At 70.8% G+C, this 23,482-nt stretch carries 28 protein-coding genes; 22 read left to right on the top strand and 6 right to left on the bottom strand.

The annotated features are described in order from the left end of the window. Positions 1–44 precede the first annotated feature (44 nt). The 6 genes from CEP17_RS09435 (at position 45) to CEP17_RS09410 (ending at position 3,458) form a co-directional block, all read left to right on the top strand. Positions 45–1,034 (top strand): Gfo/Idh/MocA family oxidoreductase, encoded by a 990-nt coding sequence (locus CEP17_RS09435; RefSeq protein WP_112932055.1) that lies wholly within the window; start codon positions 45–47, stop codon positions 1,032–1,034. A 32-nt stretch (positions 1,035–1,066) separates the two neighbouring features. Further along, positions 1,067–1,468 carry a helix-turn-helix transcriptional regulator gene (locus CEP17_RS09430; RefSeq protein WP_061681359.1) on the top strand — a complete coding sequence of 134 codons (402 nt, stop codon included), beginning with the start codon at positions 1,067–1,069 and terminating at the stop codon, positions 1,466–1,468. A 5-nt stretch (positions 1,469–1,473) separates the two neighbouring features. Next, entirely contained in the window at positions 1,474–1,884 is a 411-nt protein-coding gene (locus CEP17_RS09425) for a VOC family protein (protein ID WP_112932054.1), read from the top strand. A gap of 12 nt (positions 1,885–1,896) precedes the next feature. After that, positions 1,897–2,334, top strand: a complete 438-nt coding sequence (locus CEP17_RS09420; RefSeq protein ID WP_112932053.1) for a hypothetical protein — start codon at positions 1,897–1,899, stop codon at positions 2,332–2,334. Positions 2,335–2,433: 99 nt separating this feature from the next. After that, positions 2,434–3,126, top strand: a complete 693-nt coding sequence (locus CEP17_RS09415) for an acyl-CoA synthetase (RefSeq protein WP_112932932.1) — start codon at positions 2,434–2,436, stop codon at positions 3,124–3,126. Then, positions 3,123–3,458 (top strand): hypothetical protein, encoded by a 336-nt coding sequence (locus tag CEP17_RS09410; RefSeq protein ID WP_036321323.1) that lies wholly within the window; start codon positions 3,123–3,125, stop codon positions 3,456–3,458. The genes CEP17_RS09415 and CEP17_RS09410 overlap by 4 nt, the downstream gene beginning before the upstream one ends. A gap of 15 nt (positions 3,459–3,473) precedes the next feature. Here CEP17_RS09410 and purB read toward each other — a convergent pair whose 3' ends face one another. Together purB and CEP17_RS09400 are read right to left on the bottom strand one after the other, a co-directional pair. Beyond that, positions 3,474–4,862, bottom strand: coding sequence for an adenylosuccinate lyase (gene purB / locus CEP17_RS09405; RefSeq protein ID WP_204359888.1), 1,389 nt, complete (start codon positions 4,860–4,862; stop codon positions 3,474–3,476). Between the two features lie 58 nt (positions 4,863–4,920). Continuing rightward, the gene (locus tag CEP17_RS09400) at positions 4,921–5,358 is read right to left on the bottom strand and encodes a low molecular weight protein-tyrosine-phosphatase (protein WP_051039651.1); all 438 of its coding nucleotides are present in this window, start codon (positions 5,356–5,358) and stop codon (positions 4,921–4,923) included. 193 nt (positions 5,359–5,551) lie between these two features. Between CEP17_RS09400 and CEP17_RS09395 the strand changes: the two genes are divergently transcribed. Continuing rightward, positions 5,552–5,803, top strand: coding sequence for a hypothetical protein (locus CEP17_RS09395; protein WP_036321324.1), 252 nt, complete (start codon positions 5,552–5,554; stop codon positions 5,801–5,803). After that, positions 5,800–7,128, top strand: coding sequence for a hypothetical protein (locus CEP17_RS09390; RefSeq protein WP_112932051.1), 1,329 nt, complete (start codon positions 5,800–5,802; stop codon positions 7,126–7,128). Before CEP17_RS09395 ends, CEP17_RS09390 begins: the two co-directional genes overlap by 4 nt. A gap of 16 nt (positions 7,129–7,144) precedes the next feature. Here CEP17_RS09390 and CEP17_RS09385 read toward each other — a convergent pair whose 3' ends face one another. Further along, the gene (locus CEP17_RS09385; protein WP_005051743.1) at positions 7,145–7,546 is read right to left on the bottom strand and encodes a phage holin family protein; all 402 of its coding nucleotides are present in this window, start codon (positions 7,544–7,546) and stop codon (positions 7,145–7,147) included. A 79-nt stretch (positions 7,547–7,625) separates the two neighbouring features. Between CEP17_RS09385 and CEP17_RS09380 the strand changes: the two genes are divergently transcribed. The 5 genes from CEP17_RS09380 to CEP17_RS09360 all read left to right on the top strand — a co-directional run bounded on the left by CEP17_RS09380 (position 7,626) and on the right by CEP17_RS09360 (position 13,001). Next, positions 7,626–8,696 (top strand): histidinol-phosphate transaminase, encoded by a 1,071-nt coding sequence (locus CEP17_RS09380; RefSeq protein WP_112932050.1) that lies wholly within the window; start codon positions 7,626–7,628, stop codon positions 8,694–8,696. Positions 8,697–8,789: 93 nt separating this feature from the next. Then, the gene (locus CEP17_RS09375; RefSeq protein ID WP_112932049.1) at positions 8,790–9,917 is read left to right on the top strand and encodes a thiamine pyrophosphate-dependent enzyme; all 1,128 of its coding nucleotides are present in this window, start codon (positions 8,790–8,792) and stop codon (positions 9,915–9,917) included. Then, on the top strand, positions 9,917–10,894 hold the full coding sequence (locus CEP17_RS09370; RefSeq protein ID WP_036321332.1) for an alpha-ketoacid dehydrogenase subunit beta: 978 nt from the start codon (positions 9,917–9,919) through the stop codon (positions 10,892–10,894). The genes CEP17_RS09375 and CEP17_RS09370 overlap by 1 nt, the downstream gene beginning before the upstream one ends. Positions 10,895–11,017: 123 nt before the next feature. Further along, on the top strand, positions 11,018–12,343 hold the full coding sequence (locus CEP17_RS09365) for a dihydrolipoamide acetyltransferase family protein (protein WP_112932048.1): 1,326 nt from the start codon (positions 11,018–11,020) through the stop codon (positions 12,341–12,343). A gap of 31 nt (positions 12,344–12,374) precedes the next feature. Continuing rightward, the gene (locus CEP17_RS09360; RefSeq protein WP_112932047.1) at positions 12,375–13,001 is read left to right on the top strand and encodes a MarC family protein; all 627 of its coding nucleotides are present in this window, start codon (positions 12,375–12,377) and stop codon (positions 12,999–13,001) included. 31 nt (positions 13,002–13,032) lie between these two features. On the opposite strand, the gene CEP17_RS09355 is transcribed toward CEP17_RS09360, so the two are convergent. Continuing rightward, positions 13,033–13,266, bottom strand: coding sequence for a hypothetical protein (locus tag CEP17_RS09355; protein ID WP_112932046.1), 234 nt, complete (start codon positions 13,264–13,266; stop codon positions 13,033–13,035). 58 nt (positions 13,267–13,324) lie between these two features. After that, positions 13,325–13,816 carry a manganese efflux pump MntP family protein gene (locus tag CEP17_RS09350; protein WP_231477160.1) on the bottom strand — a complete coding sequence of 164 codons (492 nt, stop codon included), beginning with the start codon at positions 13,814–13,816 and terminating at the stop codon, positions 13,325–13,327. Positions 13,817–14,110: 294 nt separating this feature from the next. Here CEP17_RS09350 and CEP17_RS09345 point away from each other — a divergent pair, with 294 nt between their 5' ends. Genes CEP17_RS09345 through CEP17_RS09310 form a run of 8 tightly spaced genes read left to right on the top strand, consistent with a single transcriptional unit; the run spans position 14,111 to position 21,114 of the window. Next, entirely contained in the window at positions 14,111–15,049 is a 939-nt protein-coding gene (locus tag CEP17_RS09345) for a zinc ABC transporter substrate-binding protein (RefSeq protein ID WP_112932045.1), read from the top strand. Further along, positions 15,046–15,885, top strand: coding sequence for a metal ABC transporter ATP-binding protein (locus tag CEP17_RS09340; protein WP_112932044.1), 840 nt, complete (start codon positions 15,046–15,048; stop codon positions 15,883–15,885). Before CEP17_RS09345 ends, CEP17_RS09340 begins: the two co-directional genes overlap by 4 nt. Beyond that, on the top strand, positions 15,882–16,742 hold the full coding sequence (locus CEP17_RS09335; protein WP_112932043.1) for a metal ABC transporter permease: 861 nt from the start codon (positions 15,882–15,884) through the stop codon (positions 16,740–16,742). Before CEP17_RS09340 ends, CEP17_RS09335 begins: the two co-directional genes overlap by 4 nt. A gap of 56 nt (positions 16,743–16,798) precedes the next feature. Then, positions 16,799–17,221, top strand: coding sequence for a transcriptional repressor (locus CEP17_RS09330; protein WP_112932042.1), 423 nt, complete (start codon positions 16,799–16,801; stop codon positions 17,219–17,221). Then, positions 17,211–18,221 carry a permease gene (locus tag CEP17_RS09325; protein ID WP_051039652.1) on the top strand — a complete coding sequence of 337 codons (1,011 nt, stop codon included), beginning with the start codon at positions 17,211–17,213 and terminating at the stop codon, positions 18,219–18,221. The genes CEP17_RS09330 and CEP17_RS09325 overlap by 11 nt, the downstream gene beginning before the upstream one ends. Next, positions 18,214–19,032 (top strand): TIGR03943 family protein, encoded by an 819-nt coding sequence (locus tag CEP17_RS09320; protein ID WP_204359822.1) that lies wholly within the window; start codon positions 18,214–18,216, stop codon positions 19,030–19,032. Before CEP17_RS09325 ends, CEP17_RS09320 begins: the two co-directional genes overlap by 8 nt. Next, complete coding sequence (locus CEP17_RS09315) at positions 19,022–20,446, top strand: Ig-like domain-containing protein (RefSeq protein WP_112932041.1); 1,425 nt, start codon at positions 19,022–19,024, stop codon at positions 20,444–20,446. Before CEP17_RS09320 ends, CEP17_RS09315 begins: the two co-directional genes overlap by 11 nt. Then, positions 20,443–21,114 carry a DNA-3-methyladenine glycosylase gene (locus CEP17_RS09310; RefSeq protein ID WP_112932930.1) on the top strand — a complete coding sequence of 224 codons (672 nt, stop codon included), beginning with the start codon at positions 20,443–20,445 and terminating at the stop codon, positions 21,112–21,114. The genes CEP17_RS09315 and CEP17_RS09310 overlap by 4 nt, the downstream gene beginning before the upstream one ends. 4 nt (positions 21,115–21,118) lie before the next feature. Here CEP17_RS09310 and CEP17_RS09305 read toward each other — a convergent pair whose 3' ends face one another. After that, positions 21,119–21,991 (bottom strand): LysR family transcriptional regulator, encoded by an 873-nt coding sequence (locus CEP17_RS09305; RefSeq protein WP_112932040.1) that lies wholly within the window; start codon positions 21,989–21,991, stop codon positions 21,119–21,121. 83 nt (positions 21,992–22,074) lie between these two features. On the opposite strand from CEP17_RS09305, the gene CEP17_RS09300 reads away from it, so the two are divergent. Further along, entirely contained in the window at positions 22,075–23,322 is a 1,248-nt protein-coding gene (locus tag CEP17_RS09300) for an MFS transporter (RefSeq protein WP_112932039.1), read from the top strand. Positions 23,323–23,482: the final 160 nt, after the last annotated feature.

Raw genomic sequence — 23,482 nt, 5'->3', positions numbered from 1 at the left:
CACCATCCATTCCTCGAGGCAGGCGCCGCGCCTATTCTGGGGGCGTGATCAGACTCGCCACGATCGGCACCAGCACCATCACCGAGAAGTTCGCGGATGCCGTCGCGCAGACGCCCGGCATCCGCATCGACGTGGTCTTCTCCCGCGACGCAGCGCGCGGACGCGCGTTCGCCGATCGACTCGGCGTCGACGGCGTCAGTACCGATCTCGAGGCGCTGCTGGCCTCCGGCGAGGTGGATGCCGTGTACGTCGGTTCGCCGAACGGCGCCCACGCCGCGCAGGCCGAAGCGGCCATCGCGGCGGGCGTGCACGTGTTCCTCGAGAAGCCGGCGACGCCGACGGCCGACGAGTTCGCGCGCCTCGTGGAGGCCGCCCGCTCGCGAGGTGTCGTCGTGTTCGAGGGCATGCGCAACGCCTACGACCCGGGCATGGCCCGCCTCCGTACCCTGCTGCCACAGGTGGGAACGGTGCGGCTCGTGTCGTTCGGGCAGAGCCAGCGCTCGGCGCGCTACGACCTCGTGCTGGCCGGCGAGACGCCGAACATCTTCGACCCGGCTCTGGCGGGCGGGGCCCTGTTCGATCTGGGCGTCTATCCGCTCAGCGCCGCCATCGAGCTGTTCGGCCCGCCGCGCGCGGTGGTCGGGGCGACGGCGACGATCGCGACCGGTGCCGACGGAGCGGGTGCGGCCGTGCTCGCCTATGACGGCTTCGTCGTGCAGATCGGCTTCTCCAAGATCGGCGCCTCGCGTCGGCCGAACGAGATCCAGGGCGAGCTCGGCACGATCGAGATCGACGAGATCACGGCGCCGCGCCGGATCACGCTCGACCTCTTCTCCGGTGTCCACGAGGAGATCGAGATCGACGGGCCCGACAACAACATGCGCTTCGAGGTGGCGCGCTTCGCGCAGCTCGTCCGCGCAGGCGCCGACGCGTCGGCCGACCAGCAGCGCAGCCTCGAGGTGCTGCGCGCGGTCGAGGCGATCCGTGCCGATGCCGAGACGCTGCGCGCCGGATCGGGACGCGCCGCGCGGTGAGCGCCGGGGTCGAGCTCGACACGCTCGTGCGGATGCGACGCGTGCGCGACATGATGGACCGCGATTTCGCCCAGCCCCTCGACCTGCCCACCCTTGCGCGGGCCGTGCACGTCTCGCCGGGTCACCTGTCGCGACAGTTCCGGCGGGCCTACGGCGAAACGCCCTACTCGTACCTGATGACGCGTCGTGTCGAACGCGCCATGACCCTCCTGCGGACGACGCAGCTCGCCGTCACCGACATCGCGCTCGCCGTCGGCTGCCCGTCTCTGGGTACCTTCACCACACGCTTCACCGAGCTGGTGGGCGTGTCTCCGGGACGCTATCGCACCCGCGGCGCGCCCTTCCGCGTCGGTATGCTCCCCTGCATCGCCCGTCGGCTGACCCGACCGGTCAGGAATCGAGAAGCGCTCCCGCGCGAGACCGGCCTATCGTGAGGCCCATGAGCATCAGCATCCACTCCTCCTTCCTGCCGCACATCGACGCCGAGGCGTCGCTCGCGTTCTACCGCGACGTGCTGGGATTCGAGGTGCGCCTGGATGTGGGCTACGAGCACCTGCGGTGGATCACGGTCGGCCCCGCCGGCCAGCCCGACACCGCGATCGTGCTGCACCCGGTCGGTGTGGGACGCGACATCAGCGACGACGAACGGCGGACGCTCGCCGAGCTCGTCGCGAAGGGCAGCTACTTCGGGGTCAACCTGGCTTCCGACGACCTCGACGGCGACATCGCCCGCCTGGCGGCGGCGGGCGCCGACATCGTGCAGTACCCGACCGATCAGGACTACGGGCTGCGGGATGCCGCGGTGCGCGATCCCGCCGGCAACCTCCTGCGCATCCAGCAGTCCCACTGAGAGGAGACACCCATGAGTGACACCAAGAGCGGCTTCAGCGCCGATGAGCGTGCGGCGATGGCGCAGCGCGCCGAAGAGCTGCGATCCACGAAGGGGCTGAAGGGCGCCGCCAAGCTGGCTGCGGAGTTCGAGGCGTGCATCGCGGCGATCGATGCCTTGACCGGCACCGACCGCGAGGTGGCCACGCTGCTGCACCGGGTCGTCACCGAGGAAGCGCCCCAGCTCGCGCCGAAGACGTGGTACGGCTTCCCGTCCTATGCCCGCGACGGGAAGGTCGTCGTCTTCTACCAGCCGGCGTCGAAGTTCGACACCCGATACGGCACGGTGGGCTTTCAGGAGCATGCGCTGCTGGATGATGGGGACATGTGGGCGACGTCCTTCGCCGTCGTCGCCGTGACACCGGCCGTGGAAAAGACGCTGCGGGAGCTCGTCGCCCGCTCGGTGGGCTGAGCGCGCACCGCCGGCGTCCGGCGAAGGTCGGCGCCGGATCGGCGCGGGCGACGACCTAGACTGGTGGGGTTCCACCGTCCCCGATCCGATGAGTCCGACGTGTCCGACGACGCCCCCGCTCCCAGCCGTACCCACGGTGCCGGAGCGACCCGCACCTTCGACGTGCGTCATGTGCAGCTCGGTCGCGCCCTGCTCGCCGCTCTCGCCGCCGTGATGGTGACCTTCTCGCCCGACCACTCGGCATCCGTCGGTCTCGCCGTCTTCAGCGGCTGGGCGATCGCCACCGCGCTCGTGCTCCTGATCGGCGCCTGGCTCGCCTTCCCGCGCGAGCGCCGTTCCGTTCCGATCCTGCTCGGAGTGCTGACTCTGCTCGCGGGAATGGCCACCGGCATCCCGGGGCTGCGTTCGACGGCCCTGTTCTTCGTCGTCGTCATCGCGTGGGCGCTCATCGCGGGTGTCGCCGAGCTCGTCGGGGGCGTTCGACTGCGCCGCGGCGCTGCGTCACTGGACGGCGTCCTGCGCAGCGAGCGCAGGGACGAGGGGCGCGACGGCGTGCTCGCGGGCGCGCTCACCATCGCCCTCGGTATCGGTCTGCTCCTGGTGAACCCCGCATACAGCCTGGAGTACTTCATCTCCGAGGCCGGGCGTTCCTTCACCCTCACCGGCATCACCATCGGTGTCGGCCTCTTCGGCGGCTACGCCGCCATCATCGCCGTCTTCCTCGGCATCGCCGGCTTCTCGCCGCGACGCTCCGCTGCCGAGGACGGCACCCGTTCAGGAGGATCCGCATGAGCGAGCCGCGTCCCACCCGTCGTGATCTGCTCAAGCCGGTGCAGCTGCTGGGCTTCGCCTTCGCCGCCGCCGTGTTCTCCGGCCTCGTCACTCTCGTCTCGATGGGGTTCTTCCAGGACCTCACCGGCGATGAGCGCGTGCACGTCGTCGTGGTCTCGCTGGTCGTCGCCGGCGTCGCCTTCATCGCGACCCTGGTGATCATCGCCCTGTGCATGCTCGCGATCGACCCGGCCAAGATGGGCGGCGAGATCGACCACGGTGTGCTGATGGACGACACGGATGCCGTCGCGTCGCCCGACGCGACGGACGACGGCGCCGCGCCGCGCGTCTGAGCCCGTCGAACGCGGTCAGACCCGGTCGACGAGCTCGTCCGCGAGGCCGGTGTAGCCGGCCGGGGTGAGGGCCAGCAGGCGCTCCTTGGCGTCGTCGCCGATGTCCAGGCCGCGCACGAACTCCGCCAGCTCGGCGCCGCCGACGCGGCGCCCGCGCGTGAGTTCCTTCAGCAGCGCGTAGGGGTCGGTGATCTGCGACCGACCCGCGACGATCTCCGCGCGCACCACGGTCTGGATCGCCTCGGCCAGCACTTCCCAGTTGGCGTCGAGGTCGGCCAGCAGCACGTCGCGCGACAGTGAGATCTCGGTGAGCCCGCGCTGCAGGTTGTCGAGAGCGAGCAGCGAGTGGCCGAACGCGACGCCGATGTTGCGCTGCGTCGTGGAGTCGGTGAGGTCGCGCTGCATGCGGCTCGTGACGAGGGTCGAGGCGAGGGTCGTGAACAGACCTCCCGAGATCTCGAGGTTCGCCTCGGCGTTCTCGAAGCGGATCGGGTTGATCTTGTGCGGCATGGTCGACGAGCCGGTGGCGCCGGCGACCGGGATCTGGGCGAAGAAGCCCATCGCGATGTAGGTCCAGATGTCGGTCGCGAGGTTGTGCAGGATGCCGCCGGCGTGCCGCACGCGGTCGTACAGCTCCACCTGCCAGTCGTGCGACTCGATCTGCGTCGTCAGCACGTTGAAGTCGATGCCGAGGCCCTCGATGAACGCGCGGGAGAGCTCGGGCCAGTCGACGTCGGGCGCGGCGGCCAGATGGGCCGACCACGTGCCGGTGGCGCCGGAGAACTTCGCCAGGTACTCGCCGTCGGCGATCTGGGCGGCCACGCGCTCGAGCCGCCAGGCGAAGACGGCGAGCTCCTTGCCCATCGTCGACGGAGTGGCGGGCTGGCCGTGGGTGCGCGAGAGCATCGCGGCATCCCGGTGCTGGTGTGCGAGCGCCGACAGGGCGTCGATCACGGCGCGCAGCTTCGGCAGCCAGACGCTCTCGACGGCGCGCTTGACCGTCAGCGCGTACGAGGCCGAGTTGATGTCCTCGCTGGTGCACGCGAAGTGGGTGAGCTCGGCGACGGCGTCCAGGCCCAGCGTCCGCAGGCGGTCGCGCACGAGGTACTCGACGGCCTTCACGTCGTGACGGGTCACCGACTCGGTGGAGGCGAGCCACTCGATCTCCGTCGAGCCGAAGGCCAGGTAGAGCTCGCGCAGGGCGTCCTTCTGTTCGTCGGTGAGCGCCGTCGACCCGAAGAGGCCGCGGTCGGTGAGCGTGATGATCCACTCGACCTCGACCTCGACGCGCGCGCGGTTGAGCCCGGCCTCGGACAGGTACGCCGACAGGTCGGCGACGGCGCCGCGGTAACGGCCGTCGAGGGGGCTGAGGGGCTGGTGGGCGAGGGTGTTCGCGGTGGTCACGACGTGGGCTCCGATCACGGTGTCTGTCGACGCGCGGCCGATGCGCACGACGACACGCTCACAACGGACGGATGGCCGGTTCGAGCTGCCGGAAGAGCGCCCGACTCGCGCTCTCGATCATACCGAGCACGTCGTCGAACATCTCCGGGCCGGCGTAGTACGGGTCGGGAACGTCGAGGTTGCCGTGGGCCTCGGGGTCGAACGAGAGCAGGAGCGCGAGCTTGTCGGCATCCGTCGTCGTGCGCGCCCAGCTGGCGAGGATGCGCTCGTGCGAACGGTCGAGGGCGACCACGAGGTCGTTGCGTTCGAAGTCGTCGAGGGTGAACTGGCGCGCGCGGTGGCGCGCGCCGTCGTAGCCGCGCCGCGCGAGCGCCTCGAGGGTACGGCTGTCGGCGCGTTCGCCCACGTGCCAGTCGCCCGTCCCCGAGCTGGTCGACACCACGCGTGCGCCGAGGCCGGCGCGTTCGGCGATCTCGCGGAAGACGATCTCGGCCATGGGGGAGCGGCAGATATTGCCGGTGCAGACGAACACGACGCGAAACGGTGCGGCGTCGGCAGTCACCTCCCCATTGTGGTGCAGGTCGCCGGCCGCACGAAAGACCTCCTCCCCACGCGGCTGCGCGCCGAGACGGTCCACGGATGCCGGGATCACCGCCCGGGGCTGCGTCGCCCGGGGCGACGATCGTCGCGTGGACCGACTCGCCGACATCGCCGATGCCCGAGCCGGCCTGCGTCACGCGCGCGACCTCCTCGCGGCGGCGAATCTGCGGATGCTCGGGCTGGGGGTCGACGCGCAATGGGAGACAGCGGCGGCAGAGCCGGTCCGGGAACGTCTCGACGCCAGCGCACGGCTGAGCGCGATGGCGATCGACGAGATCGACGAGTGGGATCGTGACCTGGCTCACGCGGCCGAACGGGCACTGATCGAGGCGGACGGATGAGCGATGACGTCGATATCCGCTCCGGCGGGCTCATCGCGGTCGACACCGACGCCCTGCGAGAGCTCTCCGGCGCCCTCGGTCTGATCGCCGCGCATCTCGACGAGGCCGCAGACGCCCTCGCGGCCGCCGGTGCCGCATCGCTGGCGGCCGGGCTCTGGGTCGCCGATCCCGCCGGGCGGGCGCGGGGGGCGCAGTCGATCGTGACCGAGCTGTCGCGCACGCTCGAGGTGCTCGCCGAGGCGTACGACCTCGCCGAGACGGAGGCGCTTCACGCGCTCCACGGCCCCCGCGACGTCGACGCGATGCGGCTCGCCGCCGCGCGGATGCAGGCCGAGGCGGATGTGGCGGCGGCGGCGAGGCGGCTCGCGGCCGAGTGGATCGACGGCCGTCACCGCGACATCGAGGATCAGATGCGGGCCAGCGCCCTCCTGCTCGGTGTCTACGCGCCGCTCGGACCCGCCCTGACGCTGCTGACGGCCGCCGTCCGCCGCGCCGATCGGGGGACGGTGCCCGCCGCGGCGCCCCCGCTGCGGCGCGGGGCCGAGACGGCATCCGTCGAGGAGATCAGCGTGCATGTCGCGACCGGCGCCGCGGCCGCGCCGCGCGGACTGGTCGACGCCATCGACCGGATGCCGGGAGCGGACGGCCTGGACGATGCACGGGTGCGCGTGGAGGAGTACCGCTATGCGTCGGGCGAGCGGGAGTTCGTGGCGTATATCGCGGGCACCCGCGCGGCGTTCGCGCCGGACGAGCCGTGGGACATGACCTCCAACCTCCAGCTCTACTTCGGCGAGCAGTCGTCGTCGTACGTCGCGGTGGAGCGCGCACTGGCGGCGGCCGGGGCGGTCGCGGGAAGCCGCGTGCATCTGTTCAGCCACTCGCAGGGCGGCATGATCGCGGCGCACCTGGCGCGGGACGGCCGCTTCGACGTCGTGACCGAGGTCAGTTTCGGCAGCCCCGTCCAGGCCGACCAGACCGACCATGTGCTCTCCGTCGCCGTCCGCCACACCGACGATCCGGTCGCGGCCTTGGCGGCGGGCGGCATCCCAGGGGTGTCCGGCTCTGCCGACAGCGTCGTCGTCGAACGCGAGGTCGACCCCATGCCGCGCTGGAGCGACGCGACCTTCTCGGTGCACCAGCTCGGCGCCTACCGCGAGACGGCGGCGATGGTCGACGCTTCGGCCGATCCGCGCATCGCGGTGCTGCGCGAGCGGCTCGCACCTCTGGCGGGGGCGGCTGTCGTCACCTCGACGGTCTACGGCGCCCACCGCGAGCCGAACCGCTCGGCGGATCGGCGCCGGCGCTCGGGAGGAGGAGGGCTCTGACGAGGAGGCGCGACCGTCAGCTGCGGCGCTTCTTTTCCTGCGGGCGCAGCAGAATGCCGAACACCCAGTTGATCAGCGAGATGAGAATCGCGGCAACGACGCCGAGCCAGAAGCTCTCGACGGTCAGGCCCCAGCCCCATGAACTCGTGACCCATGCCGTGATCCACAGCAGCAGCCCGTTGATGACGAACGAGATGAGCCCGAGCGTCAGGATGTACAGCGGGATCGCGACGATCTTGATCACGGTGCCGATGATCGTGTTGACCAGCGCGAAGATCGCGGCGACGGCGAGCAGGGTCAGCACGAGCTGCAGGGTCTCACCGGGCGCGAACGGCGTCACCCCGACCCGGAGGGCGGGGATGAGGGTCACGACCCAGATGGCGAAGGCGTTGACGACGACGCGGACGATGAAGCGCATGGTGCTCACAGTCTTCCACGCGGATGCCGCGCTCGAAAGGTTCACGCCGGCCTCGCATCGCCCCTCGTAGACTCGACGCGTGACCGATCTGCCCGTGCGCATCCGCCCCGAGATCGCCGCCCTCCCCGCCTACAAGCAGGGCAAGCAGGCCGGCGCCGAGGCGTTCAAGCTGTCCAGCAACGAGAACCCCTTCGCGCCGCTGCCGAGCGTCGTGGCCGCGGTGCAGGCGGCCATCGCCGTCAACCGCTATCCCGATGCCTCGTCGCCGCGTCTGCGGGCCCGCCTCGCGGAGCGCTTCGGCGTCGGTGACGACGCGGTGCACATCGCGGCCGGGTCGGTGTCGATCCTCTTCCAGCTCGCCCAGGCCACGAGCGGACCGGGCGATGAGATCCTCTTCTCCTGGCGTTCGTTCGAGGCCTACCCGAGCCTGGCGACGGTGGCCGGCGCGACGGCCGTCACCGTCCCGAACGATCCGGCGGGCGGTCACGACCTCGACGCGATGGCCGACGCCGTCACCGAGCGCACCCGCATGATCATCGTCTGCAGCCCGAACAATCCGACGGGTCCGGTGGTGACCCAGGCGGGCTTCGATGCGTTCCTCGCCCGCGTCCCGGATGACGTCCTCGTCATCCTCGATGAGGCGTACGCCGAGTTCGTCACCGATCCGGATGCCGTGGCCGGCGCCGACGTCATCGCGGCCGGCCACGCGAACGTCGTCGTGCTGCGCACCTTCTCGAAGGCCTACGGTCTCGCCGGCCTGCGCGTCGGCTACGCCGTCGGCGACCCGCGCATCCTGGCGGCCGCGCGCAGCACCGGCATCCCCCTGTCGGTGACGGCCGCCGCCGAGGAAGCGGCCCTGGCCAGCTTGGATGCCGAGGAGGAGCTGCTCGAGCGCGTGCGCACCCTCGCCGCGCACCGCGACGACCTGGCCGCACGGCTGCGCGCGGCGGGGTGGGACGTTCCCGAGGCGCAGGGCAACTTCGTCTGGCTGCCGGCCGGCGCGCGTGCCCTGGAGGTCGCGGCGGCGTTCGAGGAGGCCGGCCTGATCGTGCGCCCCTTCGCCGGTGACGGGGTGCGCATCTCCATCGGCGAGCACGAGGCGATCGAGCCGATCGTGCGGGTGGCGGCATCCGTCGCAGCGCACCGTTAGTTCCTGCCCGTTGTGGTCGGCACACGGCGGATCGCGATTCCCGTTGTCGATCCCATGCAGTCGGACGCATGCGCGGGGCGTTAGCGTGGGAACATGACCCCGCCTGACGACCCGGCCCTCGTGCGCGTTCTGGCGGCGGACGGGACGTTCGCCCCCACACCCGAAGCCGAGCGCTACCTGCCGCTCATCGACGCGCTCTCCGACGCCGAGCTCGAGACGTTCTACCGCGACATGGTGGTCGTGCGCGCCTTCGATCGGCAGGCCACCAACCTGCAGCGGCAGGGCCAGCTCGCCCTGTGGCCGCCGTCGCTCGGGCAGGAGGCCGCCCAGGTCGGATCGGTGCGTGCCGCCCGGCCGCAGGATCACCTGTTCCCGTCCTATCGCGAGCACGTCGTGGCCACCGCCCGCGGCGTGGACCCGATCGACATCATCCGCGTGATGCGCGGTCTCACGCACGGCGGGTGGGACCCGACCGACCCGAAGAACGGCAACGTGCGCATCTACACGCTCGTCCTCGGATCGCAGACGCTGCACGCGACCGGCTTCGGTATGGGGCTCGTCTTCGACAAGAGATGCGCCACGGGCGATGCGAACCGCGACGAGGCCGTCGTGGTCTACTACGGCGACGGCGCATCCAGCCAGGGCGACGTGCACGAGGCGATGGTGTTCGCCAACACCTACCGGACGCCCCAGGTGTTCTTCCTGCAGAACAACCACTGGGCGATTTCGGTGCCGGTCGCCACCCAGTCGCGGGCTCCGCTGTACCGCCGCGGCGCGGGGTACGGCATGCCGTCGACCCTCGTCGACGGCAACGACGTGCTGGCCAGCTACGCGGTCTCCAAGCTCGCGCTCGACGAGGCGCGCGCCGGCGAGGGGCCCCGCGCGATCGAGGCGATGACCTACCGCATGGGCGCGCATACGACGAGCGACGACCCCACCAAGTACCGCACGTCCGACGAGGAGCAGTCGTGGGCGCGGCGCGATCCGATCGCCCGCATGCGTGCTTACCTCGAGGCGCGGGGGGCGGCGGCATCCTTCTTCGACGAGGTGGATGCCGCGGCGCAGGCCTACGCGGACGATGTGCGCGTACGCACCAACGCGCTGGGCGCGATCGAGCCCGAGTCGATGTTCGCGCACGTCTACAGCGAGGACCACCCGTTGATGGTGGAGCAGCGTCGCTGGCTCGCCGATTACGAGGCGTCGCTGGAGGGAGGAGTCTGATGGTGGAGTCCATGCCCCTCGCGAAGGCGCTCAACGCGGGTCTTCGCGCCGCGATGGCCGCCGACGACCACGTCCTGCTCATGGGCGAGGACATCGGTCGCCTCGGCGGCGTGTTCCGCGTGACGGAAGGTCTGCAGGCCGAGTTCGGCGAGCAGCGGGTGCTCGACACCCCCCTCGCCGAGTCGGGCATCGTCGGCACCGCGATCGGTCTGGCGATGGCCGGGTTCCGTCCGATCATCGAGATCCAGTTCGACGGCTTCGTCTTCCCCGCCTTCGACCAGATCACGACGCAGCTCGCCAAGCTCACCAACCGGCACGAGGGCGCGCTGCAGATGCCGGTCGTCATCCGCATCCCGTACGGCGGCCACATCGGAGCCGTCGAGCACCACCAGGAGAGCCCGGAGGCCTACTTCACGCACACCGCGGGCCTGCGCGTCGTCTCTCCGTCGACGGCGAACGACGCGTACTGGATGATCCAGGATGCCGTCCGCTCGCCCGACCCGGTGATCTTCCTCGAGCCCAAGGCCAAGTACTGGATGAAGGGCGACGTCGACAGCGCCGAGCGCCCCCTGCCGCTGCACGCGTCGCGGCTCGTGCGCCGCGGCACCGACGTCACGCTCGTCGGCCACGGCGCGATGGTCACGACGCTGCTGCAGGCGGCCGCGCTCGCCGAGAGCGAGGGCACCTCGTGCGAGGTGATCGACCTGCGCTCGCTCTCGCCGATCGACTACGGTCCCATCCTCGACTCGGTGCGCCGCACGGGCCGCATGGTCTACGCCCAGGAGGCGCCCGGCTTCACGTCGGTGGGTTCCGAGGTGGCCGCGACCGTCATGGAACGGGCGTTCTTCGCCCTGGAGGCGCCGGTGCTGCGCGTGTCGGGCTTCGACGTGCCGTTCCCACCCGCCAAGCTCGAGGGCACCTACCTCCCCGATGCCGACCGCATCCTCGAGGCCGTCGACCGCGCCCTGGCCTACTGACCCGCCCCGCCCCGCCCCGCCCATGACCGCGAGACACCAGCCCCGCACCGAGACACGAGTTGTAGCCCCGTGTCTCGGTGCGCATCACGTGTCTCGCGGACTCAGGCCCTGAAGGAGAACGACATGAGCGAGCAGATCTTCCACCTGCCGGACGTCGGCGAAGGCCTCACCGAGGCCGAGATCGTCCAGTGGCGCGTCGCGCCCGGCGACACCGTCGAGGTCAACGACGTGCTCGTCGAGATCGAGACGGCCAAGTCGCTGGTCGAGCTGCCCTCGCCCTTCTCCGGCACCGTCGGCGAGCTCCTCGCCCCCGAGGGTGAGACCGTGACGGTCGGGGCCCCCATCATCACGATCGGCGGCGCGGCGGCGGATGCCGACACCCCGGCACCCGCGCAGCCCGAGGCGGCCGCGGCATCCGACGACGGCGGCGCCGTGCTGGTCGGCTACGGCACGGGCGCCGGAGCGACCTCGCGCCGCAAGCGCCCCGCCGAGCGCGGTGAGACCGTGCGGGCGTCCGTCGGGGTCGTCGCCAAGCCGCCGGTGCGAAAGCTCGCGCGCGATCTGGGCGTCACGCTCGCCGAAGTGACCCCCACGGGGCCCGCCGGCGAGGTCACCCGCGACGACGTCGTGCGCCATGCCGAGCAGGCCAGCGTCTTCCGCAACATCGCGACGCCCGCCGCCCCCGCCGAGCGGGAGCAGACCATCCCGGTCTCGGCCTCGCCCGTGCCCGCCCCGCCGGTCGGCGAGCGTGAAGAGGCGATTCCGGTCAAGGGCGTGCGCAAGGCCACGGCATCCGGCATGGTGCGCTCCGCCTACACCGCGCCGCACGTGTCGGTGTGGACCGACGTCGACGCGACCCGCACGATGGAGCTCGTCAAGCGCCTGAAGGCCTCGCCCGACTTCGCCGACATCAAGGTCTCGCCGCTGCTGATCATGGCGCGCGCGGTGATCTGGGCGGTGCGACGCACGCCGCTGATCGGCGCCGCGTGGATCGACAAGGAAGACGGCTCGGCCGAGATCCGGGTGCGCAACTACGTCAACCTCGGCATCGCCGCCGCGACGCCGCGGGGCCTGCTCGTGCCGAACATCAAGGACGCCCAGGACCTCAACCTCCGTGAGCTCGCCAAGGCCCTCGAGAAGCTGACGCTGACGGCCCGAGAGGGAAAGACCACCCCGGCCGACCAGCAGGGCGGCACGATCACGATCACGAACATCGGCGTCTTCGGGATGGATGCCGGCACCCCGATCATCAACCCGGGCGAGTCGGGCATCGTCGCGATGGGCACGATCCGCCAGAAGCCGTGGGTCGTCGACGGCGAGGTGCGTCCCCGCTTCGTCACCACGGTCTCGGGCTCGTTCGACCACCGCGTGATCGACGGCGACGGGATGAGTCGCTTCATCGCCGATGTCGCATCGATCCTGGAGGAGCCGGCGCTGCTGCTGGACTGACCCCCGGCATCCGCTGCGACACAATGAAGGCATGCTGACCGTCTTCGTCGCCGCGCTCGCGGCGCTCGTCCCGATCACGAACCCGATCGGGGCGGTTGCGGCCTACGCCGGGCTGTCCGCCCACCTCGACGAGGCCGACCGGCGCCGGCAGTCGTGGCTCACGGGCATCTACGTCGCCGCCATCCTGACCGTCTTCGCGCTGCTCGGAACCCTGATCCTGCAGTTCTTCGGCATCTCGCTGGGCGCGCTGCAGATCGCCGGCGGCCTCGTCGTGATGCACTCCGGGTTCGGCATGGTCGTGCCGCGCGCGCTGGGTGCGGGGGCCTCGGATGCCGAGAAGGAGCATGCCGCCACGAAGACCGACATCAGCTTCTCGCCGATGGCGCTGCCGCTCATCGCCGGCCCCGGTGCGATCGGCGTGATCGTGGGACTCGCGGCGCGCAATCCCGGCATCCTGGACCGCGTCGGGATCGTGCTCGCCGTCCTCGTCATCGCGGCGGTGATCGCGGTGCTCCTGCGCTACGGCACGCCGCTGGCCGAGAAGCTCGGTCCGACCGGTGTCGGCGCGATCACCCGCGTGATGGGGTTTCTCATCCTGGCCATCGGCGCCGAGATCCTCGTGCACGGCCTGACCGCCGCGCTGCCGGGCCTCGCCTGAGCGGACGGCGCCTGGTCCGCGCGACCGCGGGTCAGCGCGACCGCGGGTCGTCGACGGGGTCGACGACGGGATGGAAGTTGCCCGACAGGTTCGCCGGTTGCAGCACGTCGCCGAGGCCACCACGCTTGCCCGTCCAGAGCGACGGGCCGCGCACACCGGGAAGCTGCGTGAGCATACTGCCGGTGAAGCGGCCCTCCGGCGGAATGTACGGGTTCGCCTTGCGGTTCGCGCGCCACGTGCGGAACCGATCGATCAGTCGCGTCATGACACCCTCCTCCTGTTCACGGTAGGTCCTCGCCGCGTCGCGGGCAAGGAGGGGGCCGTCAGGCGGTGAGGTGCTCGATGAGGATCTGCGTACCGATCCCGATCAGCACCAGGCCACCGACGATCTCCGCCGGGCGGCGGAAGCGCGTGCCGATGCGGTAGCCGATGAAGACGGCGAGAAACGACAGTGCGAAGGTGACGAGACCGATCGTGGTGACGGCGATCGCGACGTCCACGTTCAAGAAGGCGAAGGACACCCCGACGGCGAGCGCGTCGATGCTCGTCGCGACCGACAGGAGCACCACCTCGCGCACGCTGAAGGCCTCGATATCGTGCACGTGCTCGGGGTGCTCCGCGTCCACCGGGGCGTCGGGGCTCAGCGCCTCCCACAGCATCTTCCCGCCGACCAGCGCGAGCAGGCCGAACGAGATCCAGTGGTCCCACGGTGCGATCGCGTCGGCGAACGTCGAACCGAGCAGCCAGCCGAGCAGCGGCATGATCGCCTGCGACACCCCGAATGCGGTCGCGAACACGAGCGCCGTGCGCAGCACGTGCGCGCGCAGTTGCAGGCCCTTTCCGAGGGCGACGGCGAAGGCATCGGCGGAGACGCCGAGCGCGAGCAGCAGCAGAGTCCAGGGGGAGATGACGGCTCCTCGAGAGGCGAAGGCGACAGCGGAGGGGTCGCAGAGAACGTGACACGGTCGTTCGCGAGCGCCGTCGGACGCGAGGACCGAAGAACAGCCTGTCGGCGGCGCGGTCTCGACTTCAAGCGGAGGCTATGAATTGACAGCATTTCGGCCACCCTGGTTTTGATAACGATTATCAGTAGTCCTAGGCTGGGCGGTATGAAGCGTCCCGTCGTCCTCCTGTCCGCCCTCGTCGCGGCATCCGCCCTCGCCCTCACCGGCTGTTCCAGCTCCGCTACCTCGTCGCCCAGCGGCTCCGCGTCCGCGGGCGGCAGGATCTCGGTCGTCGCCTCCACCAACGTCTACGGCGACATCGTCAAGACGATCGGCGGTGACCACGTCGAGGTCACCTCGCTCATCGCCGACGAGAGCAAGGATCCGCACGAGTTCGAGGCGACCGCGGCCGATCAGCTCGACGTCCAGAACGCGCAGCTGCTCATCGAGAACGGCGGCGGCTACGACCCGTTCATGGCGTCTCTGAAGGATGCCGCGAAGTCGACCGCCCCGCTGATCAGCGCCGTCACCTTCTCGCCCGAGTGGACGGGCTCCGACCCCACCGTGGCCGTCGACGGCTTCAACGAGCACGTCTTCTACGACCCGCAGACCATCGCCGCCGTCGCCGACGAGATCGCGAAGCAGCTCGGGACGCTCGACCCCGCCGACGCGAGCGCGTTCACCGCCAACGCCACAGCGTTCCGCAGCGACATCGATGCGAAGGTCACGCCGATCCTGGGCGACATCTCCAAAGCCCACAGCGGCGCCGAGATCTTCGTCACCGAGCCCGTGCCGCTGTACCTCGCCGAGGCCGCCGGACTGAAGAACGTGACCCCGCCCGCCTTCAGCGAAGCCGTCGAAGAGGGCCAGGACGTCCCGCCGGCGACACTTCTCGACGCGCTCACGCTCATCGGTGGGGGATCGGTGAAGATCCTCTTCGTGAACGCCCAGGCCGCGGGTGCCGAGACCACGCAGGCCGAGGCGAAGGCCGCGGCGGCGAACGTGCCCGTCATCAAAGCCTCGGAGCTGCTCCCGGAGGGCCAGAACTACGTATCGTGGATGACTGACATGGCTACGCAGATTAAGACCGCGCTGGGTTCGTGACCCCCGCCTCCGCTCTTCCCCTTCGCATCATGGCCGCTGCGCTCTCGCGCAGCGGCCATGAGCTGTGGCGCGGCCTCGACCTCGAGTTGCAGCCGGGCGAACTGGTCGCGGTGCTCGGGCCCAGTGGTGCCGGCAAGACCACGCTTCTTCGCGCCGTCCTCGGCCTCGAGCGCCTCAGTGCGGGCTCGATCGAGGCGCTCGGAGAGCCCGTGCGCCGGGCCGGGAATCGTCGCATCGGCTACATTCCGCAGCAGCGCCCGCTGCCCCGGCACACGGCGATGCGCGGCCGCGATCTCGTCCGTCTCGGTGTCGACGGCCACCGCTTCGGCTTCCCGGTGCGCCGCCGCGGCGACCGCGAGCGCGTGCAGACACTGATCGACGCCGTCGGAGCCACGGCCTTCGCCGATCGCCCCGTGGGCCTGCTCTCCGGGGGTGAGCAGCAGCGGCTGCGCGTGGGACAGGCGCTCGCCGACGAGCCCGGTCTGCTGCTGTGCGATGAGCCGTTGACCAGTCTCGACCTGGCCAATCAGCGTGACGTCATCGACCTCATCGACCGCTACCGCACCGCCAGCGGCGCCGGCGTGCTGCTGGTCACGCACGACATCAACCCCGTGCTGGAGAAGGTCGATCGCATCCTCTACCTAACCGGCGGCCGGTTCACCCTCGGCAGCCCGGACGAGGTCCTGACCTCCGAGACCCTCACCGCCCTGTACGGCACCCCGGTGCATGTCGCCCGTGTCGGCGGGCGCCTGGTCGTGGTCGGCGCCCCCGACTCGGATGCCGATCACCACCATCACGGCGACGCCGTCGCCGCACCCGCGGGAGGTGTCGCGTGAGCTGGGGAGACATCGGCAACGCGCTGTTCGGCGGGATGGCGCGCTACGGCGACATCCTCGCCCTGGTGCAGAACTCCGTCTGGGCCGGCGCGGTGCTCGGAATCGTCGGCGGACTCATCGGCGTGTTCGTCATGCAGCGCGACATGGCCTTCGCCGTGCACGGCATCAGCGAGCTGTCCTTCGCCGGCGCGGCCGCGGCGCTCCTTCTCGGCGTCGACGTCGTCACGGGGTCCATCGTGGGCTCGCTCATCGCGGCGGGTCTCATCGGCTGGCTGGGCGCGCGCGCCCGCGACCGCAACTCGATCATCGGCGTGCTCATGCCGTTCGGGCTGGGTATCGGCATCCTGTGCATCTCGCTCTACAACGGCCGCAGCGCCAACCGCTTCAGCCTGCTGACCGGTCAGATCGTGTCGGTGCAGAGCGATCAGCTGACGGTGCTGATCGTCTTGAGCGCGATCGTGCTCGTGGGACTGCTGCTCATCTGGAGACCGCTGAACTTCGACTCGCTCGACCCGCAGTCGGCCGCCGCGCGCGGCGTGCCGACGACCGTCGTCTCGTTCGCGTTCATGATCCTGTTGGGCATCGTCGTGGCGGTGGCGGTGCACATCATCGGCGCCCTCCTGGTGCTCTCGCTGCTGGTGACGCCGGCGGCGGCGGCGATGCGGGTCTCCACCGGCCCCATCGCCGTGCCGCTGCTGGCCGCCGGCTTCGGTGTGACCGCCGCCGTCGGCGGCATCCTCCTGGCGATTGCGGGGACGCTTCCGGTGAGCCCGTACATCACGACGCTGTCGTTCCTCATCTACCTCGTCTGCCGCGTCATCGACGGGGCGCGCCGACGCGGGTCCGTCGAGGCGTGATATCCCCCCGCGAAGGCATCCAGCCCGCTCCTAGCCCTCGCGGGTAGACTCCCGGCATGGCCCAGCGCAACACCTGGCAGCGCGATCGCGTGCGCGAGGCGTTGACCGACGCCCCCGGTTTCGTCAGCGCGCAGACGCTGCACGCGACCCTGCGCGACGAGAACACGGGCATCGGACTGGCCACGGTCTACCGGGCGCTCGCGACGCTCGCCGCCAGCGGCGAGGCCGATCAGCTGCAGAGCCCCGACGGCGAGGCGATCTATCGCGCGTGCTCGACGACCGGTCACCATCACCACCTGATCTGCCGCTCGTGCGGTCTCGCCGTCGAGATCGAGGCCCACGAGGTCGAGGCGTGGGCGCAGCGCACCGCCGCCGCGCACGGGTTCACCGCCGCGGAGCACGTCGTCGACATCTTCGGCCTCTGCGCCTCGTGCTCCGCGCTGCGCGCCGCCGATCCGGTCGGAGAGCGTGTCGACTGAGGTGCGCGTCGCGCCGGCCCGTCCTCTGGTGGCCGTCGGCATCGGCGCGCTGGTGGTGGCCGCGCTCATCGCGGTCGCTTTCCTCGCCCCGGGGCCTGCCTTGCCGACCCGGCTGCAGGACGGTCTCACCCTCTCCATCAGCGTCCTGATCGAGTCGCTCCCCTTCGTGATCCTCGGCGTCCTGCTGTCGATCGTGGTGCAGGTGTGGGTGCCGGCCGGTGCGATCGAACGATGGATGCCGCGGGCGCCGTGGGCGCGGCGGGCGGTGCTGTCGCTCCTGGGCATGCTCATCCCCGTCTGCGAGTGCGGAAACGTCCCCTTCGCGCGCGGTCTCATGATGCGCGGGCTGGGGGTCGCCGAGACGCTCACCTTCCTGATCGCCGCGCCGATCGTGAACCCGATCGTGATCATCACCACGCACCAGGCGTTCGGCTTCGACGACGGCATCCTCATCGCGCGCCTCCTCGGCGGCTATGCGGTCGCGAACCTCATCGGGTGGCTCTACAGCCGGCATCCCGACCCCGATGGCCTCATCACGGATCGCTTCCGGGCCAGCTGCGAGATCTCGCTCGAGAACGCGGCGCACGGCCGCGGGCCGGGCAAGGCGCAGCAGAGCCTCGCCCAGTTCGTCGTCGAACTGCGCGCCGTCATGCCCGCGCTCGTGATCGGCTCTGCCCTGGCCGGCGCCGTGCAGGTGCTCGTGCCGCGCTCGGCGCTGCTGGCGATCGGATCGAACCCCGCGCTGTCGATCGTGGCCATGATCACGCTCGCGATGATCGTGTCGATCTGCTCGAACGTCGACGCCTTCTTCGCGCTCTCGTTCGCCTCGACCTTCACGCCCGGCTCGATCGTCGCGTTCCTGCTCGTGGGTCCGCTCGTCGACGTCAAGATGCTCGCGCTGCTGCGCACCACCTTCCGCTCGAAGGTGCTGGTCGGGCTCGTCGTGATCGTCGTGCTGTTCGCCGTGGCCGTCGGATCGGTGGTGAACCTCCTTGCGTGAACTGATCGGATCGCGCCTGCTCGGGGTGGGACTGGCGGCGGGCCTGGCCGCGGTCACGGTGGTGCTGTGGCTGAACGGCCAGCTGGCGCTGTACATCAACCCCTCGTCGAACTGGTTCGCGGTGCCGATGGCGGTCATCGCCCTCGTCGGTGCGGTGATCAGCTTCGCGCTGCCGAAGGGCGCCGAATCCGACCACGGGCACGATCACGGCGATGGCGTCGAGGTCGGCGCCGGCGTTTCGACGCGCTCCGCTCGCTCGACGACCGGGGGTGCCCACGACCACGGGCGTGACCACGACCACGGCCACGAGCGCCGCAGCGGCTGGGGCACCGCCGCGACCGTGACCGGCGGTGTGCTGTCGGTCGGCGTCGTCGCGGCGATCATGCTGACGCCTCCGGCGACGCTGTCCGCCGAGCTCGCGATGCAGCGCGACACGGGTGCCCCACCGCTGTTCCAAGGCTCCGACACCGTGGCGCTGGCCTCCACGGGAGACACCTCGAAGTTCGGCGTCGGGGAGTGGGCGAGCGTGTTCGCGACGGCGACGAACCCCGAGGCGTTCGACGGCGACACCATCACGCTCACCGGGTTCGTGACCCCCACCGACGGCGGTTTCGGACTGACGCGCCTGGTCATCACGCACTGCGTCATCGATGCGCAGCCGGCGAGTGTGCCGGTTGCCTCGGGCGACATCCCGGCCACCGGAACGTGGGTCACCGTGACGGGCACGATCCGCGATGCGGGGGGACGACTGCAGATCCAGCCGGCCTCCGTGCAGACGGTCGATCAGCCCAAGGACCCGTATGAGTACTGATCGTGCGACGCGTCGCGAGCGGACACGTCGCCGCCGCGCGCGCGCGTTCCTCGCCGGGTTCGCGATCGTCGTCGCCGCGCTGGCCGTCATCGGACTCGCCGGCGCCGCCGTCACGGTCGCGCAGGGTCCGCGCGTCACGAACGTGAGCGTCGACCCGGATGCCGCGGTCAGCGCGGCCGGCTCGCGGCTGATCATCACGACCACCCAGTCCCTCGCCAAGGTCACGCCGACCCAGGTCACCGTCTCGCCCGCCGCGCCTTTCACCGTGGACACGTCCGGACGCAGCGTGGGCATCCGCTTCACCCAGCCGCTGTGGGACGACACCTCGTACACCGTGACGATCAATGGGGTCAGCGGCATCGGCGGCGGCCCGACGGCATCCGTCTCGCAGAGCTTCACCACGCCCGCGCTGCAGGCCTTCGTCCTGCAGCGCGGCGACGGCGGCGATCGGATCCTGCGCACCGGCCTCGCCGGTCAAGACCCCGAACCGGTCTACACCAACGCGCACATCGAAGACTTCCGTGCGACCGCCGGCCATCTCGTCATGTCGACGCTCGACGACGACAAGAAGTCGCACCTCGTGGTCACCGATCTCGACGGCGGCAACGTGCGCGAGCTCGCCCTCCCCGGCGACGGCACGGTCACCGACCTGCAGAGCGCCGATCGGGGCGATCTCATCGGCTACACCTACACGGATGCCACCGTCGGCACGCCGGGCGCTCGCGAAGCCCGGCTGTTCACGGCCTCGCTCGCCTCCGCGCAGAGCGATGCGCAGCCGACGATGATCCAGCGCAGCGGCGGCGAGTCCCGCGTCGACGACTGGCGGTTCGTGCCCGGCACCGACAGCATCCTCATGCTCACGTACGACGGAGCTCTCACTCTCATCTCCCCGTCCGGCGGCGACCCGGTCACCCTCGGCAACGCCGTGTCGATCGACGGCATCGCGCGCGGCACGACCACCGCGATCGTCGAGCGTGTGGAGGGGCCCGCGGCCATCGACCTGGCCACGGCCAAGCAGGTCGACCTGCCGCCGACCGACAAGGCTCTGGGCCAGACGAACAAGATGGTGCCGATGACCAACGGCGACACGCTGCGGGTGCTCGCCGTCGTCGACGGCTTCACCGTGCGCTCGACCACCGTCAACGTCGTCGACACCGCGGGTCAGGCGACGCCGGTCTTCTCCGTCGACCCGAAAGACATCCTCATCCAGTCGTGCGTGTCCCCGAGCGGGAGATACGCCGCCTTCCTGGTGGCCCCGGATGCCGTGTCGAACCCGTATGACGGGTACAAGCTGCCGATGCCGACGCACCTGCGCACGCACGTCGTGGCTCTTACCGGCGCGGAGGCCGGCACCGAGGTCGGCGCCCTCGCGGGCTTCGACATCTCGTGGTGCCAGACGCCGCCGCGCACATGAGCGAGCGCTCGGGCCTGATTCCCGCGACCCGGGCGGCGCTCACGGCGCTGCCGGTGGAGGTGGCGCCGCGCCTGCTCGGCGGCGTGCTGGAGGTCACCGTCGGCAAGGCGCGGGTGGCCGTGCGCCTCACCGAGGTGGAGGCGTACCACGGCGCGGGCACCGGGCCCGAGCCCGATCCCGGATCCCACGCGCGGATGGGGCGAACCGCCCGCAACGCCACGATGTGGGGCGAGCCGGGCCACCTCTACGTCTACTTGAGCCACGGCATCCACTCGTGCGTCAACGTCGTCTGCGCCCCCGAGGGTCAGGCCGGCGGGATCCTGCTGCGTGCGGGGGCCGTGATCGAGGGCGAGGATGTCGCCTTCGCCCGCCGCCCCGCCGCGCGGGTCGCGCGGGATCTGGCTCGCGGCCCCGGCCGCCTCGGGGATGCCGTGGGCCTGCGCCATCCCGTGCACGACGGCATCGACGCGGTCACCGCTCGTCCGCGGGCCGGCGCGTCCGCTCGACTGTGGCTGCCGGTGGTGGCCCGCGCCGACGTCGAGGCGGGTCCCCGCGTCGGAGTGGCGGGCGTCGCGGGGACGGCCGCATTCCCGTGGCGGTTCTGGATCTCGGGGGATCCGACCGTCTCGCCGTTTCGCTGGGGGCGCGGAGCCGGTCCGACGCTCTGAGCTCTCAGTCGACGGCGAACCGCTGCACCATGACCTCGCGCAGTGCGATCGCGGCCGGACCGGCGTGTGGTCGGGTGCTCACGCTCAGCGGCCACTCGATCACCGGTGTGACGGGCACCGCGATCGTACCGGCCGTCGGAACGACGAGCCCCTCGGGCACCAGCGCCACGCCGAAGCCGGCGGCGACGAACGACGGGATGTCGCCGACGGCGGAGACCTCCGTCGCCACCTCGCGCACGAGGCCGGCGCGCGCGAGTGCTCGCTCGAGGAGCACGCGGTGACCGAAGCCGTGCGGTGCGTCGATCCAGGCCTCGGTCGCCAGACGCTCCAGAGGAATCTCCGCCAGCGCGCTGAGCTCGTGAGCGTCGGGGAGAAGCGCGACGAAGGGCGAGCGCACGAGCTCGACCGTCTCCAGATCGGGCAGCTCCGTCGACGGCAGCCCCATGAAAGCGAGGTCGATCCGTCCGCGCTGCAGCTCGTCGGCGAGCCCGGTGGAACCGGACGGCGACGAGACGAGTCGTAGGCGCACGAGGGGATGCTGGGCGCGGAAGGCGGCGAACAGCTCGGGCATGCGCAGGGTCGGAAGGTTGACGAAGATCCCGACGCGCAGCAGGCCCTCGATGCGACCGGTCACTGCGCTCTGCAATCGGCTCGTCGCATCGACGATCTCCCGAGCGGGCTCCAGCAGGTGCTCACCGGCGGCCGTCAGCGCGACGCGGCGGCCGGAACGTTCGATGAGCCGGGTTCCCATGCGCTGCTCGAGAGTCTGGATGCCGGCCGACACCGTCGACTGCACGACGTACAGCCGAGCCGCGGCGCGCGTGAAGCTCGACTCCTCGGCGACGGCGACGAAGTACTCCAGCAGCCTCGTGTCCATGGAGACAAACTATCGATGATGTCGATGAATAGCATCAATCGAATTCGTTGGACTCGATGCGACGGAAAGCGCATCCTGAGGTCATGACCACCACCAGCCTCCCCGCCGCCGGGTCGCCCGCCTCGGCATCCGCGTCCTCCCCGCGCCGCTCGCGTGCGGCGCACTCCGCCGGCTTCTGGACGGCCGTGCTCGCCTTCGCCATCGCGATGGCGTTCTCGACCATTCCCACCCCGATCTACGCGCTCTATCAGCAGCGCGACGGCTTCTCGCCGATCGTGGTGACCGTCATCTTCGCCGCATATGCCGTCGGTGTCGCCGTGAGCCTGTACCTCGTCGGCCACGTCAGCGATTGGTGGGGCCGCCGCGTCGTGTTCATCGCCGCGCTCGCCGTCGAGATCGTCGCCGCCGTGATGTTCCTGCTCTGGCAGGACGTCACGGGACTCATCGTGGCCCGCTTCGTCTCCGGCGTCGGCATCGGCGGGTTGACCGCCACTGCGACGGCGCACATCGCCGAACTGCGCGCCGTGGCGGTGCCGTCGTCGACGATCGCCCCGGTCGTCTCCAACTTCGCGAACATCGGGGGACTGGCCGTCGGGCCGCTCGTCGCCGGTGCGCTGATCACCTGGGTGCCCGCTCCGCTGGAGACGCCCTACGCGGTGTTCCTCGGGCTGCTCGTCCTCGCTCTCGTGGCGACAGCGGTGATTCCCGAGACCGTCGACCGCGGGCAGCAGCGCCGGAGCTACCGTCCGCAGCGCGTCGCGATTCCGGCCGCCGCGCGGGGCGCGTTCTGGGCGGCGGGGACCGGCGCCTTCACCGGCTTCGCTGTCTTCGGTCTGATGATGGCGCTCACCCCGACGGTGCTGGCGCAGGCCATGGGCGTCACGTCGCGACTCGCCGCCGGAGCCGTGCCGTTCGCCGTCTTCATGTCGGCAGCGGTCGCCCAGGTGGTCACCGTACGACTCAGCCTGCGTCGTCAACTGCTGCTGTCGTGGATCCTGATGGGTGTCGGGATCGTGCTCGTCGCGGTCGCCGTCGCGATGGGCGCCCTGGCCGCGTTCGTGATCGGCGGTGTGGCGGCGGGAGCGGGCGTGGGCGTGATGTTCCGTGCGTCGCTGGGTGTCGCCGGCTCGCTCGCGCCGGCGGGCTCTCGCGGCGAGGTGCTCGCCGCGATCTTCCTGATCGCCTACGTCGGACTCGCCGTCCCGACCCTGCTGATCGGAGCCGCCCTCGCGTGGCTCGCCCTGCCCGTCGTCCTCGGGGTCTTCGCCGGTTTGGTGCTCGTCCTGATCTCGGTGGCGACACCTCGCATGGTGCGCCGCCTCGCCGCGTGATCGGCGACGGCGCGACGTCAAGCCGACACGCCCGGCCGTGCTAGACTGACTCTTTGTCTGCGCGCACTCCAGCACGCAGTTCGTATCCCTGTGTTCTCAGAGGGATGCAGACAAGGGATCTTGGGTGGCACCGTCCGGTGTCACGGTACTAAGGAGAATC

This window comes from Microbacterium sp. PM5, assembly GCF_003293595.1.
In the GTDB taxonomy this organism is placed as follows: Bacteria; Actinomycetota; Actinomycetes; order Actinomycetales; family Microbacteriaceae; genus Microbacterium.
This window is presented reverse-complemented; position numbering and strand designations above follow the sequence as displayed.

Excerpts from the sequence above, each read along its gene's own strand:
- CEP17_RS09430 (WP_061681359.1), top strand. The coding sequence starts at position 1,067 with ATGCGACGCGTGCGCGACATGATGGACCGCGATTTCGCCCAGCCCCTC.
- CEP17_RS09425 (WP_112932054.1), top strand. The coding sequence starts at position 1,474 with ATGAGCATCAGCATCCACTCCTCCTTCCTGCCGCACATCGACGCCGAG.
- CEP17_RS09420 (WP_112932053.1), top strand. The coding sequence starts at position 1,897 with ATGAGTGACACCAAGAGCGGCTTCAGCGCCGATGAGCGTGCGGCGATG.
- CEP17_RS09410 (WP_036321323.1), top strand. The coding sequence starts at position 3,123 with ATGAGCGAGCCGCGTCCCACCCGTCGTGATCTGCTCAAGCCGGTGCAG.
- CEP17_RS09400 (WP_051039651.1), bottom strand. The coding sequence starts at position 5,358 with ATGGCCGAGATCGTCTTCCGCGAGATCGCCGAACGCGCCGGCCTCGGC.
- CEP17_RS09390 (WP_112932051.1), top strand. The coding sequence starts at position 5,800 with ATGAGCGATGACGTCGATATCCGCTCCGGCGGGCTCATCGCGGTCGAC.
- CEP17_RS09385 (WP_005051743.1), bottom strand. The coding sequence starts at position 7,546 with ATGCGCTTCATCGTCCGCGTCGTCGTCAACGCCTTCGCCATCTGGGTC.
- CEP17_RS09375 (WP_112932049.1), top strand. The coding sequence starts at position 8,790 with ATGACCCCGCCTGACGACCCGGCCCTCGTGCGCGTTCTGGCGGCGGAC.
- CEP17_RS09370 (WP_036321332.1), top strand. The coding sequence starts at position 9,917 with ATGGTGGAGTCCATGCCCCTCGCGAAGGCGCTCAACGCGGGTCTTCGC.
- CEP17_RS09365 (WP_112932048.1), top strand. The coding sequence starts at position 11,018 with ATGAGCGAGCAGATCTTCCACCTGCCGGACGTCGGCGAAGGCCTCACC.
- CEP17_RS09360 (WP_112932047.1), top strand. The coding sequence starts at position 12,375 with ATGCTGACCGTCTTCGTCGCCGCGCTCGCGGCGCTCGTCCCGATCACG.
- CEP17_RS09355 (WP_112932046.1), bottom strand. The coding sequence starts at position 13,266 with ATGACGCGACTGATCGATCGGTTCCGCACGTGGCGCGCGAACCGCAAG.
- CEP17_RS09345 (WP_112932045.1), top strand. The coding sequence starts at position 14,111 with ATGAAGCGTCCCGTCGTCCTCCTGTCCGCCCTCGTCGCGGCATCCGCC.
- CEP17_RS09330 (WP_112932042.1), top strand. The coding sequence starts at position 16,799 with ATGGCCCAGCGCAACACCTGGCAGCGCGATCGCGTGCGCGAGGCGTTG.
- CEP17_RS09315 (WP_112932041.1), top strand. The coding sequence starts at position 19,022 with ATGAGTACTGATCGTGCGACGCGTCGCGAGCGGACACGTCGCCGCCGC.
- CEP17_RS09310 (WP_112932930.1), top strand. The coding sequence starts at position 20,443 with ATGAGCGAGCGCTCGGGCCTGATTCCCGCGACCCGGGCGGCGCTCACG.
- CEP17_RS09305 (WP_112932040.1), bottom strand. The coding sequence starts at position 21,991 with ATGGACACGAGGCTGCTGGAGTACTTCGTCGCCGTCGCCGAGGAGTCG.
- CEP17_RS09300 (WP_112932039.1), top strand. The coding sequence starts at position 22,075 with ATGACCACCACCAGCCTCCCCGCCGCCGGGTCGCCCGCCTCGGCATCC.